Source organism: Actinomadura mexicana, from assembly GCF_900188105.1.
Taxonomy (GTDB): Bacteria; Actinomycetota; Actinomycetes; order Streptosporangiales; family Streptosporangiaceae; genus Spirillospora; species Spirillospora mexicana.
The window spans coordinates 352,055-377,058 of sequence record NZ_FZNP01000007.1; the positions used below are offsets into that span (position 1 = coordinate 352,055).

At 74.8% G+C, this 25,004-nt stretch carries 22 protein-coding genes; 17 read left to right on the top strand and 5 right to left on the bottom strand.

Going from position 1 to position 25,004, the window contains the following annotated elements; translation table 11 throughout:
• Positions 1–255: 255 nt before the first annotated feature.
• The 10 genes from tkt (at position 256) to CHC11_RS20475 (ending at position 13,916) form a co-directional block, all read left to right on the top strand.
• Positions 256–2,382 carry a transketolase gene (gene tkt / locus CHC11_RS20430; RefSeq protein ID WP_089313340.1) on the top strand — a complete coding sequence of 709 codons (2,127 nt, stop codon included), beginning with the start codon at positions 256–258 and terminating at the stop codon, positions 2,380–2,382.
• 97 nt (positions 2,383–2,479) lie between these two features.
• Positions 2,480–3,595 carry a transaldolase gene (gene tal / locus CHC11_RS20435; RefSeq protein WP_089313341.1) on the top strand — a complete coding sequence of 372 codons (1,116 nt, stop codon included), beginning with the start codon at positions 2,480–2,482 and terminating at the stop codon, positions 3,593–3,595.
• Entirely contained in the window at positions 3,592–5,247 is a 1,656-nt protein-coding gene (locus CHC11_RS20440) for a glucose-6-phosphate isomerase (protein WP_089313342.1), read from the top strand. The genes tal and CHC11_RS20440 overlap by 4 nt, the downstream gene beginning before the upstream one ends.
• Positions 5,248–5,372: 125 nt before the next feature.
• Complete coding sequence (locus CHC11_RS20445; RefSeq protein ID WP_089313343.1) at positions 5,373–7,055, top strand: phosphoheptose isomerase; 1,683 nt, start codon at positions 5,373–5,375, stop codon at positions 7,053–7,055.
• Positions 7,052–8,662 (top strand): hypothetical protein, encoded by a 1,611-nt coding sequence (locus CHC11_RS20450; RefSeq protein WP_089313344.1) that lies wholly within the window; start codon positions 7,052–7,054, stop codon positions 8,660–8,662. Before CHC11_RS20445 ends, CHC11_RS20450 begins: the two co-directional genes overlap by 4 nt.
• Before the next feature lie 133 nt (positions 8,663–8,795).
• On the top strand, positions 8,796–10,322 hold the full coding sequence (gene zwf / locus CHC11_RS20455) for a glucose-6-phosphate dehydrogenase (RefSeq protein ID WP_089313345.1): 1,527 nt from the start codon (positions 8,796–8,798) through the stop codon (positions 10,320–10,322).
• Positions 10,323–11,429, top strand: coding sequence for a glucose-6-phosphate dehydrogenase assembly protein OpcA (locus CHC11_RS20460; protein WP_089313346.1), 1,107 nt, complete (start codon positions 10,323–10,325; stop codon positions 11,427–11,429).
• The gene (gene pgl, locus CHC11_RS20465) at positions 11,426–12,205 is read left to right on the top strand and encodes a 6-phosphogluconolactonase (protein ID WP_089313347.1); all 780 of its coding nucleotides are present in this window, start codon (positions 11,426–11,428) and stop codon (positions 12,203–12,205) included. The genes CHC11_RS20460 and pgl overlap by 4 nt, the downstream gene beginning before the upstream one ends.
• Before the next feature lie 129 nt (positions 12,206–12,334).
• Positions 12,335–13,540: a L,D-transpeptidase gene (locus CHC11_RS20470; RefSeq protein ID WP_089313348.1), complete on the top strand. Its 1,206-nt coding sequence runs from the start codon at positions 12,335–12,337 to the stop codon at positions 13,538–13,540.
• Positions 13,541–13,583: 43 nt separating this feature from the next.
• Entirely contained in the window at positions 13,584–13,916 is a 333-nt protein-coding gene (locus CHC11_RS20475) for a cupin domain-containing protein (RefSeq protein WP_089313349.1), read from the top strand.
• A gap of 80 nt (positions 13,917–13,996) precedes the next feature.
• Here the strand turns inward: CHC11_RS20475 and CHC11_RS42130 are convergent, their stop codons facing one another.
• On the bottom strand, positions 13,997–16,711 hold the full coding sequence (locus CHC11_RS42130) for a serine hydrolase (protein WP_089313350.1): 2,715 nt from the start codon (positions 16,709–16,711) through the stop codon (positions 13,997–13,999).
• Between the two features lie 183 nt (positions 16,712–16,894).
• Here CHC11_RS42130 and CHC11_RS20485 point away from each other — a divergent pair, with 183 nt between their 5' ends.
• The 3 genes from CHC11_RS20485 to CHC11_RS20495 are packed head-to-tail and all read left to right on the top strand — an operon-like array spanning position 16,895 to position 19,192.
• Entirely contained in the window at positions 16,895–18,097 is a 1,203-nt protein-coding gene (locus CHC11_RS20485) for a sensor histidine kinase (protein ID WP_245919488.1), read from the top strand.
• On the top strand, positions 18,078–18,506 hold the full coding sequence (locus CHC11_RS20490) for a pyridoxamine 5'-phosphate oxidase family protein (RefSeq protein WP_089313352.1): 429 nt from the start codon (positions 18,078–18,080) through the stop codon (positions 18,504–18,506). Before CHC11_RS20485 ends, CHC11_RS20490 begins: the two co-directional genes overlap by 20 nt.
• A 20-nt stretch (positions 18,507–18,526) precedes the next feature.
• A complete protein-coding gene (locus CHC11_RS20495) occupies positions 18,527–19,192 on the top strand; it encodes a response regulator transcription factor (protein WP_089313353.1) in 666 nt (221 codons plus the stop codon).
• Here the strand turns inward: CHC11_RS20495 and CHC11_RS41430 are convergent.
• Positions 19,189–19,353, bottom strand: coding sequence for a hypothetical protein (locus tag CHC11_RS41430; RefSeq protein WP_179278912.1), 165 nt, complete (start codon positions 19,351–19,353; stop codon positions 19,189–19,191). The genes CHC11_RS20495 and CHC11_RS41430 overlap by 4 nt on opposite strands.
• 300 nt (positions 19,354–19,653) lie before the next feature.
• On the opposite strand from CHC11_RS41430, the gene CHC11_RS20505 reads away from it, so the two are divergent.
• The 4 genes from CHC11_RS20505 to CHC11_RS20520 all read left to right on the top strand — a co-directional run bounded on the left by CHC11_RS20505 (position 19,654) and on the right by CHC11_RS20520 (position 22,364).
• On the top strand, positions 19,654–20,109 hold the full coding sequence (locus CHC11_RS20505) for a MarR family winged helix-turn-helix transcriptional regulator (protein ID WP_089313355.1): 456 nt from the start codon (positions 19,654–19,656) through the stop codon (positions 20,107–20,109).
• 148 nt (positions 20,110–20,257) lie between these two features.
• The gene (locus CHC11_RS20510; protein ID WP_089313356.1) at positions 20,258–21,391 is read left to right on the top strand and encodes a sensor histidine kinase; all 1,134 of its coding nucleotides are present in this window, start codon (positions 20,258–20,260) and stop codon (positions 21,389–21,391) included.
• On the top strand, positions 21,388–22,062 hold the full coding sequence (locus tag CHC11_RS20515) for a response regulator (protein ID WP_089313357.1): 675 nt from the start codon (positions 21,388–21,390) through the stop codon (positions 22,060–22,062). Before CHC11_RS20510 ends, CHC11_RS20515 begins: the two co-directional genes overlap by 4 nt.
• Before the next feature lie 89 nt (positions 22,063–22,151).
• On the top strand, positions 22,152–22,364 hold the full coding sequence (locus CHC11_RS20520) for a hypothetical protein (RefSeq protein ID WP_089313358.1): 213 nt from the start codon (positions 22,152–22,154) through the stop codon (positions 22,362–22,364).
• Between the two features lie 17 nt (positions 22,365–22,381).
• Here CHC11_RS20520 and CHC11_RS20525 read toward each other — a convergent pair whose 3' ends face one another.
• The 3 genes from CHC11_RS20525 to pdxR all read right to left on the bottom strand — a co-directional run bounded on the left by CHC11_RS20525 (position 22,382) and on the right by pdxR (position 24,992).
• A complete protein-coding gene (locus tag CHC11_RS20525; RefSeq protein ID WP_089313359.1) occupies positions 22,382–22,753 on the bottom strand; it encodes a VOC family protein in 372 nt (123 codons plus the stop codon).
• Positions 22,754–22,862: 109 nt separating this feature from the next.
• On the bottom strand, positions 22,863–23,408 hold the full coding sequence (locus CHC11_RS20530) for an AAA family ATPase (RefSeq protein ID WP_089313360.1): 546 nt from the start codon (positions 23,406–23,408) through the stop codon (positions 22,863–22,865).
• A 195-nt stretch (positions 23,409–23,603) separates the two neighbouring features.
• On the bottom strand, positions 23,604–24,992 hold the full coding sequence (pdxR, locus tag CHC11_RS20535) for a MocR-like pyridoxine biosynthesis transcription factor PdxR (protein ID WP_089313361.1): 1,389 nt from the start codon (positions 24,990–24,992) through the stop codon (positions 23,604–23,606).
• Positions 24,993–25,004: the final 12 nt, after the last annotated feature.

The following is a 25,004-nucleotide window of genomic DNA, read 5'->3' on the forward strand; positions in this document are numbered from 1 at the left end:
TGCAGCGTCGCGGCCCGATGCCCGGCGTGCGGCGCAGCGGTCCCCCGCACCCGCCTGCCGCGGCCCTCCCGCGCGATAGGCTCGCGGCGGGCGCGGGCATGATCTTCGCGACCGCGCCCGCACGGCGTGCGGGGCGGGGGGAAGAGGCGCCGCACCGCCGGGCGTTGTCCGCTGTGGGGCCGTCTTCGGGGCCGCCGGCGCACGACATCACAGAGTGGTTCTTTGACATCGGTTCGAGAGGAGCCTGGCGTTTCCGTGAGCAGGGACAACAGCACGTTTGAGTGGTCCGACCAGGACCGGCGCGCGGTGGACGTGATCCGCGCCCTCGCCATGGACGCGGTCGAGGAGGCGGGCTCCGGTCACCCGGGCACGGCGATGAGCCTCGCGCCGGCCGCCTACCTTCTCTTCCAGCGCTTCCTGCGGCACGACCCGACCGACCCGCACTGGGCCGGACGGGACAGGTTCGTGCTGTCCTGCGGTCACTCCAGCCTGACCCTTTACATCCAGCTGTACCTGTCGGGCTACCCGCTGACGCTGGACGACCTGAAGTCGCTGCGCAAGTGGGGCAGCCTCACGCCCGGCCACCCCGAGTACGGGCACACCGCGGGCGTGGAGACCACCACCGGGCCCCTCGGGCAGGGCGTCGCCAACGCCGTGGGCATGGCGATGGCGGCCCGCCGCGAGCGCGGCCTCTTCGACCCGGACGCGCCTGAGGGCGAGTCCCCCTTCGACCACACCGTCTGGGCGTTCGCGTCCGACGGCGACATCGAGGAGGGCATCAGCCACGAGGCGAGCGCGCTGGCGGCGCACCAGCGCCTGGGCAACCTGGTCCTGCTCTACGACGACAACCACATCTCGATCGAGGACGACACGGCGATCGCGCTGTCGGAGGACGTACGCGCCCGGTACGCGGCCTACGGCTGGGACGTCCACCACGTCGACTGGACGCAGGACGGCGACTACGCGGAGACCGTCGCCGCGCTGGCGAAGGCGTTCGCCGCGGCCAAGGCCGAGACGTCCCGCCCGTCCTTCATCGCGCTGCGCACGATCATCGGCTGGCCTGCGCCGAACAAGAAGAACACCGGCAAGATCCACGGTTCGGCTCTCGGCGCGGACGAGGTCGCCGCGACCAAGCGGATCCTCGGCATGGACCCGGCCGAGAGCTTCCAGGTTCCCGAGGACGTGCTGGCCCACGCCCGCGCCGTGTCCGACCGGGGCCGCGCCGACCACGCCGAGTGGGCAAAGGCGTTCGAGGCGTGGCGCTCCGCGAACCCCGAGCGGGCCGCGGAGTTCGACCGGATCTCGTCCCGGACGCTTCCGGCCGGCTGGGAGGACGCGCTCCCGGAGTTCGAGGCGGGCAAGGCCCTCGCGACCCGCGCCGCGTCCGGCGAGGTGCTGGCGTCGCTGGCGCCGGCGCTGCCGGAGCTGTGGGGCGGCTCGGCCGACCTCGCGGAGAGCAACAACACGACGATGAAGGGCGAGCCGTCCTTCATTCCGGAGGAGTTCCAGACCAAGGAGTTCCCCGGCCACCGCTACGGCCGGACGCTGCACTTCGGCGTCCGCGAGCACGCGATGGCCGCGATCTGCAACGGCATCGCGCTGCACGGCGGCACCCGCCCGTACGGCGGCACGTTCCTGATCTTCAGTGACTACATGCGCCCGGCGGTCCGGCTGGCGGCGCTGATGAAGCTGCCGGTCACCTTCGTCTGGACGCACGACTCGATCGGCCTCGGCGAGGACGGCCCGACCCACCAGCCCGTCGAGCACCTGTGGGCGCTGCGGGCGATCCCCGGCCTGGACGTCGTCCGCCCGGCCGACGCCAACGAGACGGCGGTGGCGTGGCGGACGGTCCTGCGGCACACCGACCGGCCGGCCGGGCTGGCCCTGACCCGGCAGAAGCTGGCGACGCTGGAGCGCGGCGGCGAGATCGCGTCCGCCGAGGGCGCCGCCAAGGGCGGCTATGTGCTGGCCGACGCCGAGGGCGGGCGGCCCGAAGTGATCATCATCGCGACCGGCAGCGAGGTGGAACCGGCGCTGCAGGCGCGCGAGACGCTGCAGTCCGAGGGCACCCCGACCCGCGTCGTGTCGATGCCGTGCGTGGAGTGGTTCGAGGAGCAGACCGAGGCCTACCGGCAGGAGGTCCTCCCGCCGGGCGTGCGGGCCCGGGTGTCGGTCGAGGCCGGCGTGGCGCTCGGCTGGCGCGGCTACGTCGGCGACGCCGGCGAGTCGGTGAGCCTGGAGCACTTCGGCGCCTCGGCCGACTACAAGACCCTGTTCCTGCAGTTCGGCCTGACGCCCGAGCGCGTGGTGGCGGCGGCCAAGGCCAGCCTCATCAAGGCCGGGGTCCGCCACGCCGGGCGGGGCGAGACGACCGGCAACTGAGCGGGGGCCCGCGAGGCGGGCGGCGCCCGCGCATCCCTGGGCGGCGCCGCCCTTCCGCCCCCGGCGGGACGATCAAGACGACGACGAGGAGAAAGCGATGAGCGAGATTCTGAAGGAGCTCTCCGGCGAGGGCGTGTCGATCTGGCTGGACGACATCAGCCGGGAGCGGCTGCGCACGGACAACCTGGCGGAGCTGGTCAAGGACAAGAACGTCGTCGGCGTCACGTCCAACCCGACGATCTTCGCGAAGGCGCTGGGCAAGGGCGACGCCTACGACGAGCAGGTCCGCGACCTCGCGGTGCGCGGCGTGGACGTCGAGGAGGCGTCCCGCGCGATCACCACCTACGACATCCGGTGGGGCTGCGACGTGCTGCGCCCGGTCTACGACCGGACGGAGGGCCTGGACGGCCGCGTGTCGATCGAGGTCGACCCGCGGGTGGCCCGCGACACCCGCCGCACGATCGCCGAGGCGCGGGCGCTGTGGTGGATGGTGGACCGGCCCAACCTGTTCATCAAGATCCCGGCGACGGAGGCGGGCCTGCCGGCGATCACGGCGGTGCTGGCCGAGGGCATCAGCGTGAACGTGACGCTGATCTTCTCGCTGGAGCGCTACGGCAAGGTCATCGACGCGTTCTTCGCCGGGCTGGAGAAGGCCCGGGAGAACGGCCACGACCTGTCGAAGATCGCCTCGGTGGCCTCGTTCTTCGTCAGCCGGGTGGACACCGAGATCGACAAGCGGCTCGACAAGATCGGCTCGGACGAGGCGAAGGCGCTGCGCTCGAAGGCGGGCCTGGCCAACGCCCGGCTCGCCTACGCGCTGTTCGAGGAGAAGTCCGGCACCGACCGTTGGAAGGCGCTCAAGGACGCCGGGGCCCGCCCCCAGCGGCCGCTGTGGGCATCGACCGGCGTGAAGGACCCCGACCTCAGCGACACGCTGTACGTGGACGAGCTGGTCGCGCCGGGAACAGTCAACACGATGCCGGAGGCGACGCTGGTGGCGGTGGCCGACCACGGCCAGGTCCGCGGCGACACCGTCCGGGGCGCCTACGACGACGCCCGTGCGCACATGGCGGCGCTGAAGGACGCCGGCGTCGACTACGACGACGTCGTGCGGGTGCTGGAGGAGGAGGGCGTCGAGAAGTTCGAGGCGTCCTGGAAGGAGCTCCTCGACACCATCACCGGCGAGCTGGAGTCCAAGAAGGCCGGCGCGTGACCTCGGTGGTGACCGCCGGGGGGATCTCGGTCACCATCCGCGGCGCCGTCGTCGACGAGAGCGAGACGGTCCTGGACCGTCTCGTCTCCGACGGCGTGCCGGGCTCGCTGGCGTCCCGCAACGCCAAGCTGTGGGGGCCGGACGCTGCTCCGCTCGCCGCCCGCCGGCTCGGCTGGCTGGGCCTGCCGGAGACGTCGCGGTACCTGAGCGACCGGCTGTCGGGACTGGTGGGCGAGGTCCGCTCCGCCGGGCTCGACCGGGTCGTGCTGGCCGCGTCCGGGGGTCCCGCGCTGGCGGCGGAGGCGATCTGCCGGACGGCGGGCGCGGACCTGACCGTCCTCGACACCACCGACCCGCACGAGGTGTCCGCCGTCCTGGCCGGCGGCCTGGACCGGACGCTCGTCGTCGTGGTGGACGAGGGCGTCGAGGCCGAGTCGCTCCGGCGCGTCTTCGGGCGCGCCTTCTCCGAGGCCGGGCTGAAGGGCGCCGAGCTGGCGCGCCGGTTCGTCGTCGTGGCCGAGGAGGGCTCCGGCCTGGAGCGGGCGGCCCGCGAGGTCGGGCACCATCTCGTCCTGGCCGAGCCCGACGTCGACGGCCGGTTCGGTGCGCTCGGCGCGCGGGCGCTGGTCCCCGCGGCGCTCGCGGGCGTGGACGTCGAGGTCCTCCTGGACGAGGCGGCCCGGCTCGCGGCGGCGCTGCGGCAGCCCTACGACAACCCGGCGCTGGCGCTCGGCGCGGCGCTCGGCTCCTCGGCGCTCGGCGCCCGCGACAAGCTGGTGATCGCCGACCTCGGCTCGGGCCTGGACGGTTTCGCCGCATGGGCGGAGCAGCTGGTCGCCGGGGCGATGGGCAAGGACGGCAAGGGCCTTCTCCCGGTCGTGGTGGAGGGCGTCGACGCGCCCGGCTTCGAGCTGACCGGGGAGCTGCGGCGGGTGATCCTCGGCCGCCGGCCGGACGAGCCGGGCCCCGGGCGCGAGGCGGGGGTGAGCGTCGCCGGGCCGCTCGGCGGGCAGTTCCTGCTGTGGGAGTACGCGGTCGCGGTGGCGTGCCGGGTGATCGGGGTCGACCCGTTCGCCGAGCCCGACGTCGGCGAGTCGCGGGAGAGCACGGCGGCGCTGCTGCGCTCGGAGGAGGGCGCCCCGCCGACGGTGGTGCACCGGCCCCCGGAGCTGGTCGAGGGCGCCGTCGAGGTGCACGCCCCCGAGGACGCGCTGCGGGGCGCGCAGACCCTCGCCGAGGCGCTGGACGCCCTCCTGGAGGACGTCCAGGACGGCGGCTACCTCGCGCTCCTGGCCTACCTGGACCGGTCCGGGGACGCCGCGGCGGCGGAGCTGCGGCCGCTGCTGGCCGCGCGGGCCGCCAAGGTCCGCCGGAATCCGGTCCCCGTCACGTTCGGGTGGGGGCCCCGCTGCCTCCACACGGTCGGGCAGTACCACAAGGGCGGCCCGCCGAACGGCGCTTTCCTGCAGATCACCGGCGCCGTCACCGGCGACGTCCCGGTGCCGGGCAGGCCCTACAGCCTGGGTGAGCTGCAACTCGCGCAGGCGTTCGGCGACCTGCGGGTGCTGCGCTCGCTCGGCCGTCCCGCCTTCCGGATCCATTTGCGCGACCGCGCCGAGGGCCTCAGCCGGCTCGCCGCGGCACTGGGCTGACCGACCGGGTCCGGCCGCGTCGACTCCCTGCGACCGGCCGGATCCGCGACGCGACCAAGAAGATCGATGGAGATGGTCGCGAATGCCCTTTCTCTCCTGAAACGATGGGGGCCGGGAGGGAAACGGTGTCAGGATTCGACGTACTCACGCGCGGCGACGTGCTCGACTCTGCGCTGAAGGCGCGGGACTACCTCGTGAGCTGCGGCGTCCCCAGCGCGCTGGCCGCCAAGGACCCGCAGCTGTGGGGGCGGCGGGCGGTCGACCACAGCCGGCTGGGCTGGCTCGACCTGCCGTTCGCCTCCCGCGGCCTGCTGAACCAGGTGGGCGGCCTGGTGTCGGAGGCGCGCTATTCGGGCCTCGACCATGTCGTGCTGATCGGCGTCGGCGCGGAGAGCCTCGCGGCGCAGGCCATCGTGGAGGCGCACGCTCCCGCGCCGGCGGGCGCCGGCGGCGCCGCCGAGCGGCCGTCCGGCGAGCTGACCGTCCTGGACGGCGGCGACACCGCCGCGCTCGCGTTCGCGATGGAGCGACTCGACCGCACGCTGGTCGTGCTGGCCAGCAAGTCGGGGGTGTCCCTGGAGGGCGACGCCTACCGCCGGATCTTCGCGGCCGCGTTCCGGGAGCGGGGCCTGTCGGAGCGGGAGATCGCCGGCCGGTTCCTCGTCATCACCGACCACGGCAGCCCGCTGCACGACTTCGCCCGCCAGTGCGGCTACCGGATCGGGCTGACCGATCCCTACCTGCCCGGGCACTACGGCGCCCTGTCCGCCTACGGGCTCGTCCCCGCCGTGCTGGCGGGCGCGGACGCCGACCGGCTGCTGGAGGAGGCGGCGTCGCTGGTGCCGTCGCTGTCCAAGGACGAGGACAACCCGGGGCTGCTGCTCGGCGCCGTCATCGGCGGCTGCGCGCAGCAGGGGCCGGGCGGGCTCGCCCGCGACAAGGTGCTGCTGCGCGAGCCGGGCGGGCCGGGCGCGCTGAGCGCATGGATCTCCCAGTTGCTCGCGGTCGGCACCGGCAAGCGGGGGCGCGGCGTGCTGGCCTTCGAGCCGCCCGGCGGGCGGGGCGACTTCCCCGACGTGCACGGCGTGTCGGTGAATCCGCGCTCGGCGGCGCAGGACGAGTCCGACACCTCGGTGTGGGCGCCGCTCGGCGCGCAGTTCCTGCTGTGGGAGTACGCGACGGCGGTCGCCGGATGGCTGCTCGGCGTGAACCCCTTCGAGGCGGGCAGCGCGGTCGTCCAGGAGGCCGAGGACGACGCCGCCACGCTGCTGCGCACGGTCGCGGGCGGGTCGCTCACGGCGGAGCGGCCGGTGTACGTCGAGGACGACATCGAGGTGCACGCCGACTTCCCGTGGCCGCCCGGCGCCGAGCTGCAGACCGTCCTCGGCGGCCTGGTCGCCTCGGTGCCGTCCGACGGCTACCTGGCGGTGCTGACGTACCTGTCGGGCGACTTCTCCGGGCGCTACCTCGCGCCGTCGCTGGCCCGCGCGTCCGGCCGCCCGGTCGCCTACGGGCCGGGGCCCGGCTACCCGCACGCGACGGGCCCGGTGCACAAGGACGGTCCGGGCAACGGCGCGTTCCTGATCATCACCGGCGAGCCCGCGCCGGGGGACGCGCTGGCCGCGCACCCGGTCCCGGGGCGCCCCTACAGCCTGGCGCAGCTGCAGATCGCGCGCGCCCTCGGGGAGCTGCGGGCGCTGCGCTCGCGGCGGCTGCCCGTCATCCGGCTGCACCTGCGCAACCCGGTGGACGGCGCGGGACGTCTGATCGAGGCGGTCCGCGCGGTGGCGGGGGCGCGCAGACCGTGAGCTTCACCGCCGTCGTCTCGGGGGAGACGGCCATCACCGCGCGCGGCCCGCTGAAGGAGGCCGCCGAGCGGGTCATGGGCCGGTTGTGGATCGACCAGGTGCCGGTCCGGCTCGCCTCGGAGGACGCGTCGCTGTGGCCGTCGGCCGCCACCGCCGGCGTGCGGGGCCGCCCGCTGTGCTGGCCGGGGCAGCCCGGCCCCGGCCGCGCGGTGTTGGACCGTGCCGAACGGCTGCGCGCGCGGGCCCGCGAGGACGGGCTGACCGACGTGGTGCTGCTCGGCGGCGGCGCCCCGGCCCGCGCCGCCGAGCTGATCGTCCGTGCCCGCGGGCCCGCCGCGCCGGACGGCACCGGTTCGCTGACGGTGCTGGACGGACCGGACCCCGGGCCGCCGCTGCGCGTCCGGGAGGACACGGAGCGGCTGAACCGGACGGCGTTCGTGGTGACCGGCGACGACCCGGCGACCGAGGCCCTGCGCGAGGTGTTCGCGGAGGCGCTGCGGGAGGAGGGCCTGTCCCCCGCCGGGATCGCGCGGCGGTTCGTGACGGTCGCCGAGCCGCGCGCGGCGGCGGCCGAGCACGCGGCGGAGGCGGGGCACCCGCTGGTGGAGGCTCCGGCGCCCACCGCGTTCGGCGCGCTGTCCCCCTACGCGCTGGTGCCCGCCGCGCTCGCGGGCGCCGACGTCGGCGCGCTGCTGGTGGAGGCCACCGCCGTCCTGCCGTCGCTCACCCGGCCGGAGAACAACCCGGGGCTCGTGCTCGGCGCCATCCTCGGCGGCGCGGCCCGGGCCGGGCGGGGGACGGCGGTCCTCGGCGGCTACCCGGCGGCGCTGCCGGGCATCGCCGGGTGGGCGGCGCTGCTGCTGCGGGAGGCGGCCCGCGGCCGGCTGGCGCCGGTCGTCCAGGACGGGGGCCTGCCGCTGCTGCCCGACGACGACCTGTTCCTGCTGACGTTCGACGGCCGCCCGCACCAGGACGACGCCACGGTCGCCGGGCCGCTCGCCGCGCAGCTCGTCGTGTGGGAGTACGCGGCCGCCGTGGCGTCCTACCTGCTGGAGGCCGACCCGCTGGCGGCGGGGCGGCCCGCCCCGATGACGCTGGACGACGGGACCGGCGGGCCGCTGTTCGCCGACGGCGGCCCCGGCCGGGCGGTCGAGGCCCACACGACCGTCCCGGCGCTGGCCGGCGCGTCCGGGCTCACCGAGCTGCTGGACGCGCTCGCCGGCCGGGTCGGGCGGGGCGAGCATCTCGCGCTCGTCGCCTACCTCGACCCGGACGAGGCGCGCGGCCAGGGCGCGCAGGTGCGCCGGCTCGCCGCGCTGCTCGCCGCCCGCTGCGGGCGGCCGGTGCGGGTGGAATGGGGCGCGCGGCCGCCCGCGACCGGAAATGATCACCCGGACGGATGCGTTTACCTTCTGGTGACCGGGAACGTCGTCCGCGACGTACCGGTCCCCGGCCGGCACCACAGGCTCGGCATGCTGCAACTCGCGCGGGCGCTCGGGGACGCCCGCGACGCGCGCGCGGCGGGCCGCCCGGTGGTCCGGCTCCACCTGCAGAACCGCCGGGCCGGGCTGGCCCGGCTGCTCGACGCCGCCAGAGGGGACACATGAGCGCTCACACCGGGGACCGGCGGAGGCCGTGGCCGGACAGGGGGCGATTCCCGGTTGGGGCCCGCGATACGAGTTGGGGCAGGATGCTTGCAGCAGTAGTCGAAGAAGGCGCAGTGCGATCAGAGGGGGCCACGTGACCAACACAGCCAATCCGCTCCGCGACCCGCGGGACAAGCGCCTGCCGCGGGTGGCCGGGCCGTGCGTGCTCGTGCTGTTCGGGGTCACCGGGGACCTGTCGCGCAAGAAGCTCCTCCCGGCGATCTACGACCTGGCGAACCGAGGGCTGCTGCCGCCGGGCTTCTCCCTGGTGGGATTCGCGCGGCGCGACTGGGAGAACGAGGACTTCCGCCAGATCGCCTACGAGTCGGTGAAGGCCCACGCGCGGACCCCGTTCCGCGAGGACGTGTGGACGCACCTGATGGAGGGCATGCACTTCGTCCCCGGCGAGTTCAGCGACCCGGGCGCGTTCGACGCGCTGGCGATGGCGGTCAAGGAACTGGACGAGAGCCGCGGCACGGGCGGGAACTACGCCTTCTACCTGTCGATCCCCCCGAAGGCCTTCCCGCAGGTCGTCGAGCAGCTGCAGCGCAGCGGCCTCGCCGACCGCGAGGAGGGCTCGTGGCGCCGGGTCGTCATCGAGAAGCCCTTCGGCCGTGACCTGAAGACCGCGGTGGAGCTGAACGACACCGTGCACCGCGTGTTCCCCGAGGAGGCGATCTTCCGGATCGACCACTACCTCGGCAAGGAGACGGTGCAGAACATCCTGGCCCTGCGGTTCGCCAACACGATGTTCGAGCCGATCTGGAACCGCTCCTTCGTCGACCACGTGCAGATCACCATGGCCGAGGACATCGGGATCGGCGGCCGGGCCGGGTACTACGACGGCATCGGCGCCGCCCGCGATGTCATCCAGAACCACCTGCTCCAGCTGCTGGCGCTCACGGCGATGGAGGAGCCGACGTCGTTCAGCGCCGACGCCGTCCGCGCCGAGAAGGCCAAGATCCTCTCCGCGGTGCGGGTGCGGGGCGACCTGGCCCAGTCGACCGCGCGCGGGCAGTACGCGGCGGGCTGGCAGGGCGGCGTGAGCGTCCAGGGGTACCTGGAGGAGGAGGGCATCCCCGCCGACTCGCGCACCGAGACCTACGCGGCCGTCAAGCTGGAGATCGACAACCGCCGCTGGGCGGGCGTCCCGTTCTACCTGCGCACCGGCAAGCGGCTGAGCCGCCGGGTGACGGAGGTGGCGATGGTGTTCCAGCAGGCCCCGCACCTCCCGTTCTCGCACACCGACACCGAGGAGCTCGGGGCGAACGCCCTGGTGATGCGGGTGCAGCCGGACGAGGGCATCACGGTCCGGTTCGGCTCGAAGGTGCCCGGCACCTCGATGGAGATCCGCGACGTCAACATGGACTTCGCCTACGGCGAGTCGTTCACCGAGGCCTCACCCGAGGCGTACGAGCGGCTGCTGCTGGACGTGCTGATCGGCGACCCGCCGCTGTTCCCCCGGCAGGAGGAGGTCGAGCTGTCCTGGAAGATCCTCGACCCGATCGAGGAGTACTGGGCGAGCCGCGGTGGCCTCGACCAGTACAAGTCCGGCGGCTACGGGCCCGACAGCGCCGACGAGCTGATGGCGCGGGACGGCCGAACCTGGAGGCGGCTCTAGATGAACATCGATCTGACCGGCACGACGACCCGCAAGATCCAGGACGCGCTGACGCAGTCCCGGCATCTGATGGGCGGCCCGGCCGTCGGCATGGTGCTCACACTGATCATCGTGACGGACGAGTCGGCCCAGTACGACGCGGTGCGCGCCGCGACCGAGGCGGCGCGCGAGCACCCCTGCCGGGTGCTGACCGTCATCTCCCGCGACCCGCGGGGCAGCTCCTCGCGGCTCGACGCCGAGATCCGGATGGGCGAGACCGGCCCCGGCGAGACCGTGCTGCTGCGCATGTACGGGCCGCTCGCCGAGCACGCCGACTCCGTCGTCGTGCCGCTGCTGATGCCCGACACCCCGGTGGTGACATGGTGGCCGGGCGGCAAGGTGCCGAAGGTGCCCGCCAAGGACCCGCTCGGCCGGCTGGCGCAGCGCCGGGTGACCGACGCCTACGCGGCGCGCGACCGGCTCGGCACCCTCGCCCAGCTCGCCGAGGGCTACCGGCCGGGCGACACCGACTTCACCTGGACGCGGCTGACGTCGTGGCGGTCGCTGCTGGCCGCCGCGCTCGACCAGGAGCACGACGAGATCACCGCGGGCGAGGTGATGGCCGAGCCGGACTCCCCGAGCGCGGAGCTGCTGGCGGCGTGGCTGTCGGTCCGGCTCGGCGTCCCGGTGGACCGGACGGTCTCCGAGGGTCCCGGCATCACCGGCGTCCGGCTGGCGACGACGAGCGGCGACCTGGTGATCGACCGCCCGGACGGGCGGGTCGCCACGCTGAGCCGTCCCGCCCAGCCCGACCGGCAGGTGTCGCTGATGCGGCGGCCGATGGCCGAGCTGCTGGCCGAGGAGCTGCGGCGCCTCGACCCCGACGAGGTCTACCGCGACGCCGCCGCCCGGTTCGCCAAGGACCTGGCGGGCGGGTCGCAGAAGCCGGGCGTGGCGAGCGAGCCGGTGTCGGCGACGTCCGGCGCGGCCACGACGGGTCCCGCCAGGAAGCAGGCCGAGTCCAAGCGGGCCGAGTCCGGGCAGCCCGCGTCCAAGCAGCCCGAGTCCAGGCAGGCGGAGTCCAAGCAGCCGGCGCGCAAGGGTCGCGGCAAGTCGGGGGACGCGTGACTCCCCCGGACGTCCTGGTCCACCGCGACCAGGCCCTGCTCGCCGAGGCGGCCGCGGCCCGGCTGGTGACGCGGATCGCCGACGCCCAGGCGGCGCGGGGCTCGGCGTCGGTCGTGCTCACCGGCGGCGGCGTCGGCACGGCGGTGCTCGCCGCGCTGGCCGCCGCCGGCGCCCGCGACGCGGTCGACTGGGGTCGCCTCGACGTGTGGTGGGGCGACGAGCGCTTCCTGCCCACCGGGGACCCCGAGCGCAACGAGACCGGGGCGCGGGAGGCGCTGCTCGACCGCGTCCCGCTCGACCCGGCGCGGGTCCATGCGATGCCGGCGGCCGACGGCCCGGACGGCGACGACCCGCAGGCCGCGGCCGAGCGGTACGCCGCCGAGCTGCGGGCCGCCGCCGGGGCCGGCGGCGGCCCGGTCCCGGCCTTCGACGTGCTGATGCTGGGCGTCGGCCCCGACGCGCACGTGGCGTCGCTGTTCCCTGAGCTGCCGGCGCTGCGCGACACGGGCGCGGTGGCGGCGGTGCGGGGCGCCCCGAAGCCGCCTCCGACCCGGATCTCGCTGACGTTCCCGTCCCTGCGCGCCGCGGACGAGGTGTGGCTGCTGGCGGCGGGCGGGTCCAAGGCGAAGGCCGTCGGGCTCGGGCTGGCGCCGGACGCGGACCCGTTCCGCGTCCCGTGCGCCGGGGCCCGCGGCCGGAGCCGGACCCTGTTCCTGCTCGACCGCGCCGCCGCGTCCGAGCTCCCGCCGGGTATGGGGCGCATCACGTCCCCTTGAACCCGGCCTGAACGCAGGCCCGTACACCTGGGAGAAGACTGAACAGTAGCGGTGCTCCCGCATGCCTTGCGTGAAAGCGTGCATACCCTGACCGAGGGAAAACCCGCGTCGAGCGTGAGGAGTTCTCAGGTGCTCAAGGGTCGGGCCGGGACGGTCGGTACGGTGGTCGCCGGGGCGGTGGTGATCGCCGCCGCGGGCTGCTCCTCCGGTGGTGACGGTGGAGGCAGGGGCGGTGGCGGCGGCAAGGCCGAGGACGCGGTGAAGCTCGCCATCACGCCCGCCACCGGGACGCGGCAGGCGGCCCCGGACAAGCCGGTCACCGTCACGGCGGACAAGGGCAAGCTCACAAGCGTGACCCTCACCTACGGCAAGAAGGGGGCGAAGGCCGGCGGGAAGCTCGCCTCCGGCGGCAGGTCGTGGACGTCGTCGTGGACGCTGCGGCCGTCCACGACGTACACGGTCACGGCCAAGGCCACCGGGGACGGCGGCAAGCAGGCCACCGCGACGTCCACGTTCACGACACTGACGCCGGGCAAGAAGCTGGAGAGCGGCATGTCGCCGCTGGACGGCGAGACCGTCGGCGTCGGCATGCCCGTCCAGCTGCTGCTGTCCAAGCCGGTCAGCACCAAGGCCGGCAAAGTGGCGGTGGAGAAGGCCCTTGAGGTCCGCATGTCCAAGCCGGTCGAGGGCGCCTGGTACTGGGTAGGCGACAGGGAGGTCGACTTCCGTCCCCGCGACTACTGGCCGTCCGGCCAGAAGGTGGAGGTCGTCGCGCATCTGGCGGGGCTGAAGGCCGGCGAGGGCCTGTACGGGATGAAGGACCGCAGCATCGGCTTCACCGTCGGGCCCCGGCACATCACCACCGTCGACGCCAAGAAGCACCGCGCGACGGTGACCGACGGCGGCAGGACTGTGCGGACGATGAAGGTGAGCCTCGGCAAGCCGGGCCACGACAGCTACAGCGGCACGATGATCGCGCAGGAGAAGGCGGCGCGCATCGTCATGGACTCGGCCACCACCGGCGACCCCGGCGAGTACCGGATCCCGACGAAGTGGAATGTCCGCCTCACCTACAGCGGGACGTTCGTCCACTCGGCGCCGTGGTCGACCGACGCGCAGGGCAACGACAACGTCAGCCACGGGTGCGTGAACGCCTCTCCGGGCGACGCCAAGTGGTTCTTCGACTTCACCAACCGGGGCGACGTGGTGAAGGTGACGGGCACGTCGCGGCAGCTCCGGTTCGGGAACGGCCCGACGCCGTGGGCGAAGTCCTGGGACGGCTGGCTGAAGGGCGGCGCCGTCGGCAGGCCGGTCATGGGCACGCCCCTCACCTGAGGTCACCGGTGCCGTCCACGACCGCACTGGCACACTTGGTGCCATGCAGAAGCTCTCGTTGGACGCACGAGTACGGGACTTGATGAAGCGCGCCGCCGCGGCCTCGACCGGGCGCGGCGCCGACACCGTGTACGGCGGGCACGAGCACGTCCTGCGCCAGACGCTGATCGCCATGACGGCGGGCACGGCCCTGGCCGAGCACGAGAGCCCCGGCGAGGCGACGGTCCTGGTCATGCAGGGGCGCGTCCGGCTGGTGGCCGGCCAGGACTGCTGGGACGGCATCGCCGGCGATCTGCTGATCATCCCGAACGCGCGGCACAGCCTGGAGGCGCTGGAGGACGCCGCGGTGCTGCTCACCGTGGCCAAGTCCGGCTGACGGACGGCGGAGGCGCCGGGCCGGGCCGCCCGATGTCGGGTCGGCCCGGCCCGGCGCCTCCGGCAGGAGGGCGCGCCGCCTCAGGCGCAGGTGAGGTCCCGCGCGGGGAGGCGGCCGGTCAGCAGGTAGTCGTTGACGGTGTCCATGACGCAGCTGTTCGGGTAGCCGCGCTGGTAGGGCGCGTGGACGTCGGCGTCCAGCGTGACCATCCGCGACCCGCGCAGCAGCCGGTGCAGCGCCTCGTTGCCGGCGTAGGTCGTCCGGGTGTCGCCGGTCGCGGCCACCATCAGCGCGGGCAGGCGCCCGCCGACCTCGGTCGGCCGCTCGGCGGGCCGCGCCGGCCAAAACGCGCACGGGTTGACGTTGCGGGTGAGCGGCGCGAACAGCGGGCTGGCCGGCCGGTTCCGCTCGATGTCGCTCCGGTAGAACTCCGGGTCGCGCGGCGCGGCCGCGTCCCCGCAGATGATGGCGGTCTGCCCGCTCCCGTACACCGACTCGGCGCCGGTGAGCAGGAACGCCAGTTCCTCGTCCAGGTCCTTGGTCGGCTGGACGCTCTCCCCCGCCGCGGCCCTGGCGAAGACGCGCAGCGACTCCGCGAGCACGGCCCTCGGCCCGTCCTCGTCGGTGCCGAGGTTGTCGAACAGCACGACGGGCAGTGTCGTGTCGTCCACGCGGTACCGGCCGACGGCGAGGGGCGTCCTGGCGGACGCCTCGACCACCTCGCGCACGGTGCCGAGGACTTCGGCGCGGGTGCCGCCGAGGCCGTAGGCCGCGTCGCGCTCGGCCGCCCACGCGGCCCACGCGCCGAGCGCGTGGTCGTTGGCGCCTTCGGTGCCGGCCAGCAGGCGCGGGCCGAAGCGCGTCGGGTCGACCGAGCTGTCGAGAAGGACGCGGTCGAGGCGGCCGGGGAACATCGTCGCGTACACCGACCCGAGGTAGGTGCCGTAGGACGCGCCGTTGTAGGAGACCTTCCGCTCACCGAGGGCGCCCCGGACGATGTCCATGTCCCGGGCGATGTTGCGCGTGCTGATGTGCGGCAGGACGCCGGCGTTCGTCCGCGCGCACCGGTCGGCGAGGTCCCTGGCGAACGCGGCGGCCCGGTCGAAGGAGCGGCGGCTCTCCCCCGCCGACTTGATCCAGGTCCCGGAGGGCCCTCCGCAGTCGACCGCGGCGCTGCGGCCGAGCGAGCGCGGGTCCATCCCGACCAGGTCGTAGCGGGGGCCCGCCTCGCCCATGAGGGAGCGCATGTAGGGCGGCATGTCGATGGCCGGTCCCGGCCCGCCGCCATTTATGATCATCGTCCCGATGCGGTGGGGGCCGTCGGACGCCTTCAGCCGGGAGATCGCGACGGTGATGGTGCGGCCCTCCGGACGGCGGTAGTCGAGCGGGACGGTGACGTCGGCGCACCGGGCGCCCGCCTCGTCGAGCTCCTTGCCGACCTCGTCGCCGGCGTCGAGCGTGCACTCCCTCCAGTCCAGCCGCTGGTCGTAGAAGCGGGCGAGACCGCCCTTGCCCGACGTGGCGGCGGCCGGCGCGGCGGCAAGGGCGCCGGTCTGCGGAGCGGCAAGGGCGCCGGCCGGCGGAGCGGCAAGGGCGCCGGCCGGCGCGGTGCCCGGGGCGGCGGCCCCGTCGCAGAAGGCCGTCTCGACGAGTTTCATCTGGTCGTCGAACGCCTCCTTGGTGGACGGGTTCTCGTTGAGGTCGACCGTCACGCGGCGCCCTGACGGCGCGACGCCCGAGACGGTGACGTAGCTTTCGAGACCGCCGGCGTGCCCCCACCAGGTGCCGCCGCAGCGCAGCGGGGTCCCGATCAGGCCGAGGCCGTAGGCCGCGCCGTCCCAGACGCGGTCGGGGTCGGCGGGAACCGTCTGCTCCATCTGGGCGAGCATCGCCGGGGGCAGCAGCCGGCCGCCCATCAGCGCGCCGAAGAAGGCGTTCAGGTCGCGCGGGCTGGAGACCAGTGCGCCGCCGGCCCAGGCCACCGTCGTGTTCATCTCGGTGAAGTCGTCCCACCGGACGGTCCCGTCGCGCTCCTCGCGCAGGTAGCCGCGCGCGTGCGCTCCCCTGATCCGCGTCCGGTCGCCCGGCCAGTAGGTGTCGCGCAGTCGCAGCGGCCGGACGATCCGGCGCTGGACCTCGTCCTCCAGGCTGTGCCCGCTCGCCTTCTCCGCGATGAGCCCCGCGATGACGTAGTTGGTGGTCGAGTAGTGCCAGCCGGGGCGCGGGTGCGGGAGCGTCAGCGCCCGTTCGACCAGCTCTGCGGGTTCGAAGTGCCGGAAGCGGTACCCGTCCGGGTCGGCGAAGGCGTCCATGTGGTCGGGCAGGCCGCTGGTGTGCCGCAGCAGGCTCCGCACGGTGATCTTCCGGCCGTCGTAGCCGCCCCGGGCGATCAGGCCGGGCAGGTAGCGCTCGACCGGTGCGTCCAGCGAGATCCTGCCCTCCCGCGCCAGCTGGAGCACGGTCACGGCGGTGAACGTCTTGGTGACGCTGGCGATCCGTACCCGCAGGTCCGCCCGCATCGGCCGCTGCGTGCGGCGGTCGGCCACCCCGCTGCCGGCCGCCCACGTCCCGCACGCGGGGTCGTCGACGCGCACGGCGGCGCCGGTGAGCCCGTGCGTTCCGGTCATGCGTTCCAGGGCCCGCAGCGTCGCCGTGCGGTCGGTGCAGCCGGCCGGCGCCGGCTCGGCTCGCGCGGGTGCCGGGACGGCGGCGGCCGCGGCGATCGCGGCCCCCGCCGCCAGCACCGCGACCGCCCGCCTGGTGGCCCGGCGCCGCCTCGGTTGTGTAATCGTCATGGTCTCCGACGCTAGGCGGCCGCGGGCGCGAGCACACTGCGGCGCTCACCCGGACCGGTACTGCGGGCAGCGGGCGGCCGCGAGGTGGGGACAGCCCCAGGAGGCGCCCCGGCGACCAAAGTCGATGGCGCCGCCGACCTGCGGCCGCTGCCCGGGGCGGGCGCCATGGCTACCGTTGGGCGGGTGGACCTCCTGAGACGATCGTGGCGCGACTGGCTCGGCGACCTCGGCGCCGTCTGCGCCGCGATGGTGCTCGGCTGGGTACTGCTCCAGGGCACGGTGGAGGACCTGCCCCCCGGGGAGACGATCGCGGTCCGCCGGGACGTGCTGATCGGCGCCGCCACCTGCGTGTTCCTCCTGCTGTTCCGGCGCCGCCATCCGGTGGCCGTCGCGGTCGTGATGGTGTTCGCGCAGTGGGCGGCGACGACGACGCTCGGCACGGCGGCGATCGCGATGTACTCGCTGGCGATGCTGCGCCCCTGGCGGATCGCGCTGCCGATCGCCGGTGCGAGCCTGGCTCTGATCATCGGGCTCTTCCGGATCGCGGGGGCCGGGGACGACTTTCTCGAGGGCAGCGTCATCTTCGCGCTGATCTACGCGGTCCTCGTCACGACCGGCATGCTGGTGCGGTCCCGGCGGCAGCTCATCGCCTCGCTGGAGGAGCGGGCCCGCGCCGCCGAGACCGAGCAGCGCCTGCGGGTCGAGGAGGCCCGGCTGCTGGAGCGCGAGCGGCTCGCCCGCGAGATGCACGACGTCCTCGCGCACCGCATCTCGCTGCTGGCCGTGCACGCGGGGGCGCTGGAGTTCGGCCCGGGCACGCCCGAGGGGCAGCGGGAGGCCGCCGGGGTCATCCGGCGGAGCGCCCACGAGGCGATGGAGGACCTGCGCGAGGTGATCGGGGTGCTGCGGGACGACGCGCCCGGCGCCGACCCAGAACGCCCGCAGCCGACGCTCGCGGACGTTACCGGGCTCGTCGAGGAGTCGCGGCGGGCCGGGGGCCGCGTCACCCTGGAGCAGAACGTCCCCGACCCCGGGCTGGTCCCGTCCCGCGTCGGGCGGCACGCCTACCGGATCGTCCAGGAGGGGCTGACGAACGCCCGCAAGCACGCGCCCGGCGCGGACGTCCGGGTGTCCCTGGGCGCGGGCGCCGATCTGGACGTCGAGATCGTCAACGCGATGCCCCCCGGCCCCCCGGCCCTGCCCCTCCCGGGCTCCGGCACGGGGCTCGTCGGCCTGGCCGAGCGGGTGGCGCTGCTCGGCGGGACCCTGGAGCACGGCCGCACCGGCGACGGGCGGTTCCGGTTGCGCGCCCGCCTCCCGCTGCGGGCCGCGCATGGCGCCGGGACCGGGGGGAAAGGTGGTACGCATGGCACCGAACTCCTCTGACGAGCCCGTTCTGGAAGAACTCGACCGCGCCGAGTGCATGAAGCTCCTCGCCGGCGGCACCATCGGCCGGGTGGCGTTCGACGACGGCGAGGGACCGACGGTCGTCCCGGTGAACTACGCCGTCGAGGGCGACTCGGTGATCTTCCGCACGTCGGCGTCGGGCCGGCTGAACCGCAACCTGCTCTCGGCGGTGACCGGCGGAGAGGTCCGGGCGGCCTTCGAGGTCGACCGGTTCGAGGAGGCCCACCACGAGGGCTGGAGCGTGCTGCTGCGCGGCGGCGCGCACCCCCTCTCCGAGGCGGAGAAGGCCGAGGTCGCGCAGGTCCGGCCGTGGCCGGGCGGCGACCGGGAGGCGTGGTTCCGGCTGGCGGCGTCGAGCGTCACCGGCCGCCGCCTGCGCCGCGGCTGAGCCGCCAATAGGGTGGCGGGATGGACTCCCCTCCCGTCCGCGTCCTGATCGTCGACGACGACGCGCTCGTCCGGGCCGGCCTGTCGATGATGCTGGCGAGCGCCGACGACCTGGAGGTGGTCGCGGACGCCGCCGACGGCGCCGAGGTCGTCGCCGCCGTGAACCAGCACCGGCCCGACGTCGTGCTGATGGACATCCGGATGCCGCGGCTGGACGGGCTCGCGGCGACCGCGCTGCTGCGGGGGCGCCGCGAGCCGCCCGAGATCATCATCCTGACCACGTTCGACAGCGACGACCACATCCTGCGGGCGATGCGCGCGGGCGCGAGCGGCTTCCTGCTGAAGCACACCCCGCCGCCGGAGATCGTCCGGGCGATCCGCCAGGTCGCGGCAGGCGAGCCGATGATGTCGCCCGCGGTGCTGCGCAGGATGATGGCGTACGTGGCCGAGAGCGGCGCCGACCCGCGCCGGGCCCGCGCCCGCGATCTGCTGGCCCGGCTGAGCGACGGCGAGCGGGCCGTGGCCGCGCTCGTCGGGCGCGGCCGGACCAACAGCGAGATCGGCAAGGAGCTGTCGCTCAGCGTCGCCACGGTGAAGGCGTACGTGTCGCGGCTGCTGGCCAAGCTGGAGCTGAACAACCGCGTCCAGATCGCCCTCCTCGTCCACGACGCCGCCCTCGACGACTAGCCGTCCGGGCCGCGCCCCGCCAGCGGGACGGGGCGCAGCAGCACCGCCGCCGCCCGGCCCAGCACGGCGACGGGCAGCGCGGCGACGAACAGGGTGGAGAACACATCCGCGAAGGCCTCGGCGACGCGGTCGCGCACCGGCGCCGGGAGGGTCGCCAGCACCGCGGGACGGACGGCGTCGCGCGGTGACGCTGGTGGCCAGCACGTACGCCGTCGACACCCAGTCGAGCCGGTCGAGCCCGCCGAGGTCCCCGACGATCATCGGCAGCGCGCTGCCTAGCACCGTCGCGTCCAGCGAGGACATGAGCCCGGCGAGCATGAGCCCGCCGAACACCAGCTTCCGGTGCCGCCCGGTCATCGGCGCGGTCGTCTCGATCACGCGGACCTCGCATCTTTGTGCTTAAGGCATATAGATGCTGAACACAGGTATATGAGTCACGCAGTCCATCTAGACTGGGCGCCATGAGCGACGAGGCGCTGGACGCCGTCGAGCGGAGCATGGTCAGGCTGCGCCGGGGCATGTCGCGGCAGCGGCTGGGCAGGGCGGCGATCCGGGACCACAACCTCCCCGTGGACGTGCAGGTCCTGCACGTCGTGGACGTCGTGGACGAGGGTCCCGACCGGCCCGGCGAGGAGATGAGCGTCGGCCTGGTGGCCGCCCGCCTCGGCGTCGACGCCTCGCGCGGCAGCCGCATCGTCGCCGAGGCGGTCAAGGCCGGCTTCGTCCGGCGGGTCGCCTCGCAGGCGGACGGCCGCCGCATCCATCTGGAGCTCACCGACGCGGGCAGAGCCGTCGTGGACGCCACCCGCCGCACCCGGCAGGAGCACTTCGCCAAGGCCATGAGCGGCTGGACGGACGAGGAGCGCTCCGCGTTCGCCCGCCTCCTGTCCCGCTTCGTCCACACCTACGAGGGCTGACCTCCGGGCCGCCGGTGCGGGGCGTCCCGCGTCCTCCCCCGGTTGCGGTCGGGCGGCGCCCGCCTACAACCCCGGTCGCGGGTCCGGCGCGAAGCGCTCGGCCGCGCGGAGGACGGTTCCGGGCCGGACCGCCGTCTAGGCTGGCGGGATGGGTGGTCGCCTGATCCCGCTGCCGCCGCCGGGCCGCGCGCGGGACGCGGCCCTGGCGGGCGGAGTGCTCGCCGTGGTGGCCGTCAGCAGCCTGAAGTCGCTCGTCGGCCCGCGCGAGGAGCCGTGGGCCGAGACCGCGTTCGACTGGGCGCTGATCCTCCTCGCCTGCGGGGCGCTGTACTTCGCCCGCCGGCGGCCGGTGGCCGTCGCGGTCCTCGTCCTGGCGACCACCGGTGCCTACTACGTCGCCAGCCTGCACGACGGCGGGCTGATGATCGCGGTCATCGCGGCGCTGTACGCGGTCGCGGCCGGGGGCCGGCTCCAGGCCGCCGTCGTCCTCGCGGCGCTGACGGTGATCGCCACCGGCACCGGCACCCTGCTCGGCAACCGCGACGTCAACGGCGTCGCCCTGTTCATGCTGACCGGGTGGCTGGTGGCCGTGGTCGCGCTCGGATGGGTGCGCCGCAGCCGGCTCGCCTACCTGCGCGAGGCCGAGCGGCGCGCCGCCGGAGAGGAGCGGCTGCGCATCGCCCGCGAGCTGCACGACGTCGTGGGGCACCACCTCTCGCTGATCAACGTCCAGGCCGGGACGTCGCTGCACCGCTTCCACCGGGACCCGGCGCAGGGCGAGGCGGCCCTCGCCGCCATCAAGGCGTCGAGCCGGGAGGCCCTGCGCGACCTGCGGGCGACCCTCGGGGTGCTGCGGCAGGCCGACGAGGAGGCGCCGACCGCGCCCCCGCCCACCCTGGACGGGATCGGCGGCCTGATCGGGACGGCCCGGGCGGCCGGGCTCACCGTGCACGGCCGCGTCACCGGCGCGGCGGACCCGCCCACCGAGGTCGGCCTGGCCGCCTACCGCATCGTCCAGGAGTCCCTGACCAACGTCTCGCGGCATGCCGCCGCCGCGAAGGTCACCGTCAGCGTCGAGCGCGGGCCGGGTGCGCTGCTCGTCGAGGTCGCCGACGACGGCCGTGGCGCCGCCAGGCCGCCGGCCGGTTCGGGCAGCGGGGTCGACGGGATGCGCGAGCGGGCCCGCGCGCTCGGCGGCGAACTGACGGCGGGGCCGCGGCCGGGCGGCGGCTTCCTCGTCCGGGCCCGGCTGCCCTACCGGAACGAGGAGGCCCAGCGATGATCAAGGTCCTGCTGGCCGACGACCAGGGCCTGGTGCGGGCCGGGTTCCGCTCCATCCTCGACGACGAGGACGACATCACCGTCATCGGCGAGGCCGCGGACGGCGCCCGGGCGGTCTCCGCCTGCCGCGAGCTGCGTCCGGACGTGGCGCTGCTGGACGTGCGGATGCCCGGCATGGACGGCCTGGAGGCCGCCCGCCGGATCACCGCCGACCCGCGGCTCGACGGCGTGCGGGTGGTGATCCTGACGACCTTCGACCTGGACGAGTACGTGTACGGGGCGCTGCGCGCCGGGGCCACCGGCTTCCTGCTCAAGGACACCGAGCCTGCGGAGCTGATCCACGCGGTGCGGGTCGCGGCGCGCGGGGACGCGCTCATCACCCCGTCCGTCACCCGCCGCCTCATCGGCGAGTTCGCTGGGCGGGTGCAGGCGCCGGCCCCCGGCCCGCGGCTCGGCTCCCTCACCGTCCGGGAACGGGAGGTGATGCTGCTCGTCGCGGCCGGGCTCAGCAACGACGAGATCGCCGCCCGCCTCGTGCTCAGCCCCGCCACCGCCAAGACCCACGTCAGCCGCATCATGTCCAAGCTGGACGTGCGGGACCGCTCGCAGCTGGTCGTCCTCGCCTACGAGTCCGGCATGGTCAGCCCGCGCTGGATGCGACCAGGGAGGTAGGCGCGCCGCCGGCCGGCAACCGGCGGTGTAGCGCGGATGCCCGCCGCGGGCCGATGCGGCGCGGGCGGCCGCGTCCCGATCCTTGGGCCATGAACCACACCGGCGCCATGATCGGGTTCGTGGTCGGCGGGGCCGCGGGCTTCCTGCTGACCGAGACCGTGGGAGCGTTCTTCACCTTCGTCCTGGACCGCACGCTCGACGTCGACGGCACGCCCGTCCTGCTGGCCGCCTTCGTCCTCGTGCCGGTCCTGTCCGCGCTCGTCGGCGCCGTCGCCGGCTCCCGCTTCGGAACCAGGCGGTGAGCCCGGGCCCCCGGCGGTCAGCCCAGGCGTGCCCGGAGCAGGCAGAACTCGTTGCCCTCCGGATCCGCCAGGGGGACCCAGCTCTCCTCGCCGGTCTGCCCGACGTCCACCGGCCGCGCCCCCGCCGCCAGGAGCCGCTCCAGTTCGGCGTCCTGGTCCCGGTCCGTGGCGTTGACGTCGAAGTGCAGTCGCAGCTTGCCGTTCTTCGGCTCCTCGCTGCGGCTGAGGATCAGCGTCGGCTGGAGCCCGCCGAACCCTTCCGGCGGACCGATCTCGATGTCGTCGCCCTCCCGGTCCAGCTCCACGAACCCGAGCACCTCGCACCAGAACTCCGCGAGTCTCTCCGGATCGCGGCAGTCGAGCACCAGCTCACTCACCCGGCACGCCACGGTCGGCCCCCACCCTCTGAAGATCGGATCTCTGTCCGCCACGGTGCCAGAGACCTGCGCCGGGCGTCGAGCCGAATTTCACCGGGCCGGCCGGATCCCGGACGCCGCCCTAGAGGCGCAACCGCAGGCGGCCGGAGGCGAGGGCGTCCGCGACCCTGACCTCGGTCCCGGCGACGTCCTCGTGCGAGGTGTCGAGCACGTGGCGCTCCAGTTCACCGAGGTCGGCGAACTGGTCCCACATCGCCAGGATCGGATGGCGGTCCACCAGCGCGCCGGGCGCGGTCCGCGCCTGGGCCCGCGCGAGCGCGACGTCGCGGCGCGGGCGGAGGGCCGCGTAGTGGAACGGCACCGAGGGATGCAGCCGTGCCCGCCTGCGGAAGTGATCGATCATCCACGGGCCGACGATCCCGTCGACGACCGTGACGAAGCCCCCCGTCGCGTACGTGAACGCCGCACCGGCGACGGCGTCCATGACCGTCTCGTTCTGGGAGCGCGACGCCGGCTCGTACGGCGGGATCGCACCGGCCACGATGTAGTCCCAGAAGTCGTCGGTGTGCAGATGGACGGCCTTGCCGTGCCGGCGGGCGAGGCGGGCCGCGACCGTCGACTTCCCCGCTCCGGGCGGGCCGGTCAGGACGACGACGCTACCGGGCATGTGATCATCTTATGGGCGGCCGGGCACCGCCGCGGTTCACCGAGGTGACGGCCTCGGGCCAGAAATGGGTCGCGGAGACGCCAGGAAGGCCGCCCTTCACGGTGAGTGGTCCGGCCGTCGCGTTCGGGAATGATGATCGTGTTGTCGATCCCCGAGCGGAGCCCCGGGCGAGCGGCCCGGGTCAGGCCTGGGCGATCAGGTTTGGGCGAGCACGGCGCAGAGGGCGTCCAGGGCGGCCGGGTAGGCGGCGCCGACCGGGGTGCTGTAGCCGACGACGAGGCCCTGCGGGCGCTCGCGGGGGTCCTGCCAGTGGTCGCGCAGAGGCATGAGGGCGAGGTCGTGGAACGCGGCGCGGCGCATGGCCTCGCCCTCACCCTGCCCGCCGTCCGGGAGCAGCACCAGGGCGTGCAGCCCGGCGGCGACCCCCTGGACCCGGACCGGCGGGACGCGGTCGCGCAGCGTCTCGACCAGGAGGTCGCGGCGGCGCCGGTAGCGCAGGCGGGCGGCGCGGACGTGCCGGTCGTAGGCGTGGGAGGCGATGAGGTCGGCGAGGACGAGCTGGGCGAGCGACGGGGTGTGGGCGTCGGCGAGGCGCTTGGCCTCGGCGAAGGGCTCGACCAGGTGCGTGGGCAGGACCAGCCAGGCCAGGCGCAGCGCCGGGGCCAGGGTCTTGGACGCGGTACCGCCGTAGACGACGCGGTCGGGCGCCGTCCCCTGCAGGGCCCCGACCGGCTGGCGGTCGTAGCGGAACTCGCCGTCGTAGTCGTCCTCGACGATCGTGCCGCCGGTGTCGCGGGCCCAAGCGGCGAAGGCGCGGCGGCGGTCCGGGGGGAGGGTCGCGCCGGTCGGGTACTGGTGCGCCGGGGTCAGCACGGCCGCGCCCGCCGGGCCGGGCGGGTCCGGGCGTGCGCCCCGCTCGTCCACCGGCAGCGGGACGACGGCGAGCCCGGCGCGCCGGACGATCGCGCGGTGGAAGAAATGTCCCGGCTCCTCCATCGCGATCGACTCCGTTCCGAGGTCCCGCAGGACGGAGGCCAGGATGCCGAGGGACTGGGCGTAGCCGGACGTGACCACGATCCGGGCGGGGTCGGCGTGCACGCCCCGGGCCCGGCCGAGGTATCCGGCCAGCGCCTCGCGCAGCTCGCGGCGCCCGCGCGGGTCGCCGAGCGCGTGCACGCCGGGCGGGGCGGACGCCAGCACGCGGCGCGTCGAGCGCAGCCACGCCGTGGAGGGGAACGTGCTCAGGTCGGGCCGCCCGGGCAGCAGGTCGTGCGCCGGCGCCTCGGCGGACGCCGGTTCGGCGGGCGCGGGCGGCGGCGCGGGGCCCGCCGCGACCCGCGTTCGCCCGCCGGGAACGGCCGTGAGGTAGCCCTCGGCCGTCAGCTGGTCGTAGGCGGCGCTGACCGTCCCGCGCGCCAGGCCCAGCTCGGCGGCCAGCGCGCGGGTCGACGGGACGACGTCGCCGGGGGCCAGCCGCCGGGACCTGATGGCTTCGCGGAAGGCGCGTTCGAGTCCGGCGCGGCGGCCGCCGGAGGCGTCGACGTCCAAATGCAGGTCGACCGAACCGGCCCAGTCTTTGCGCATGAGACTGGATCT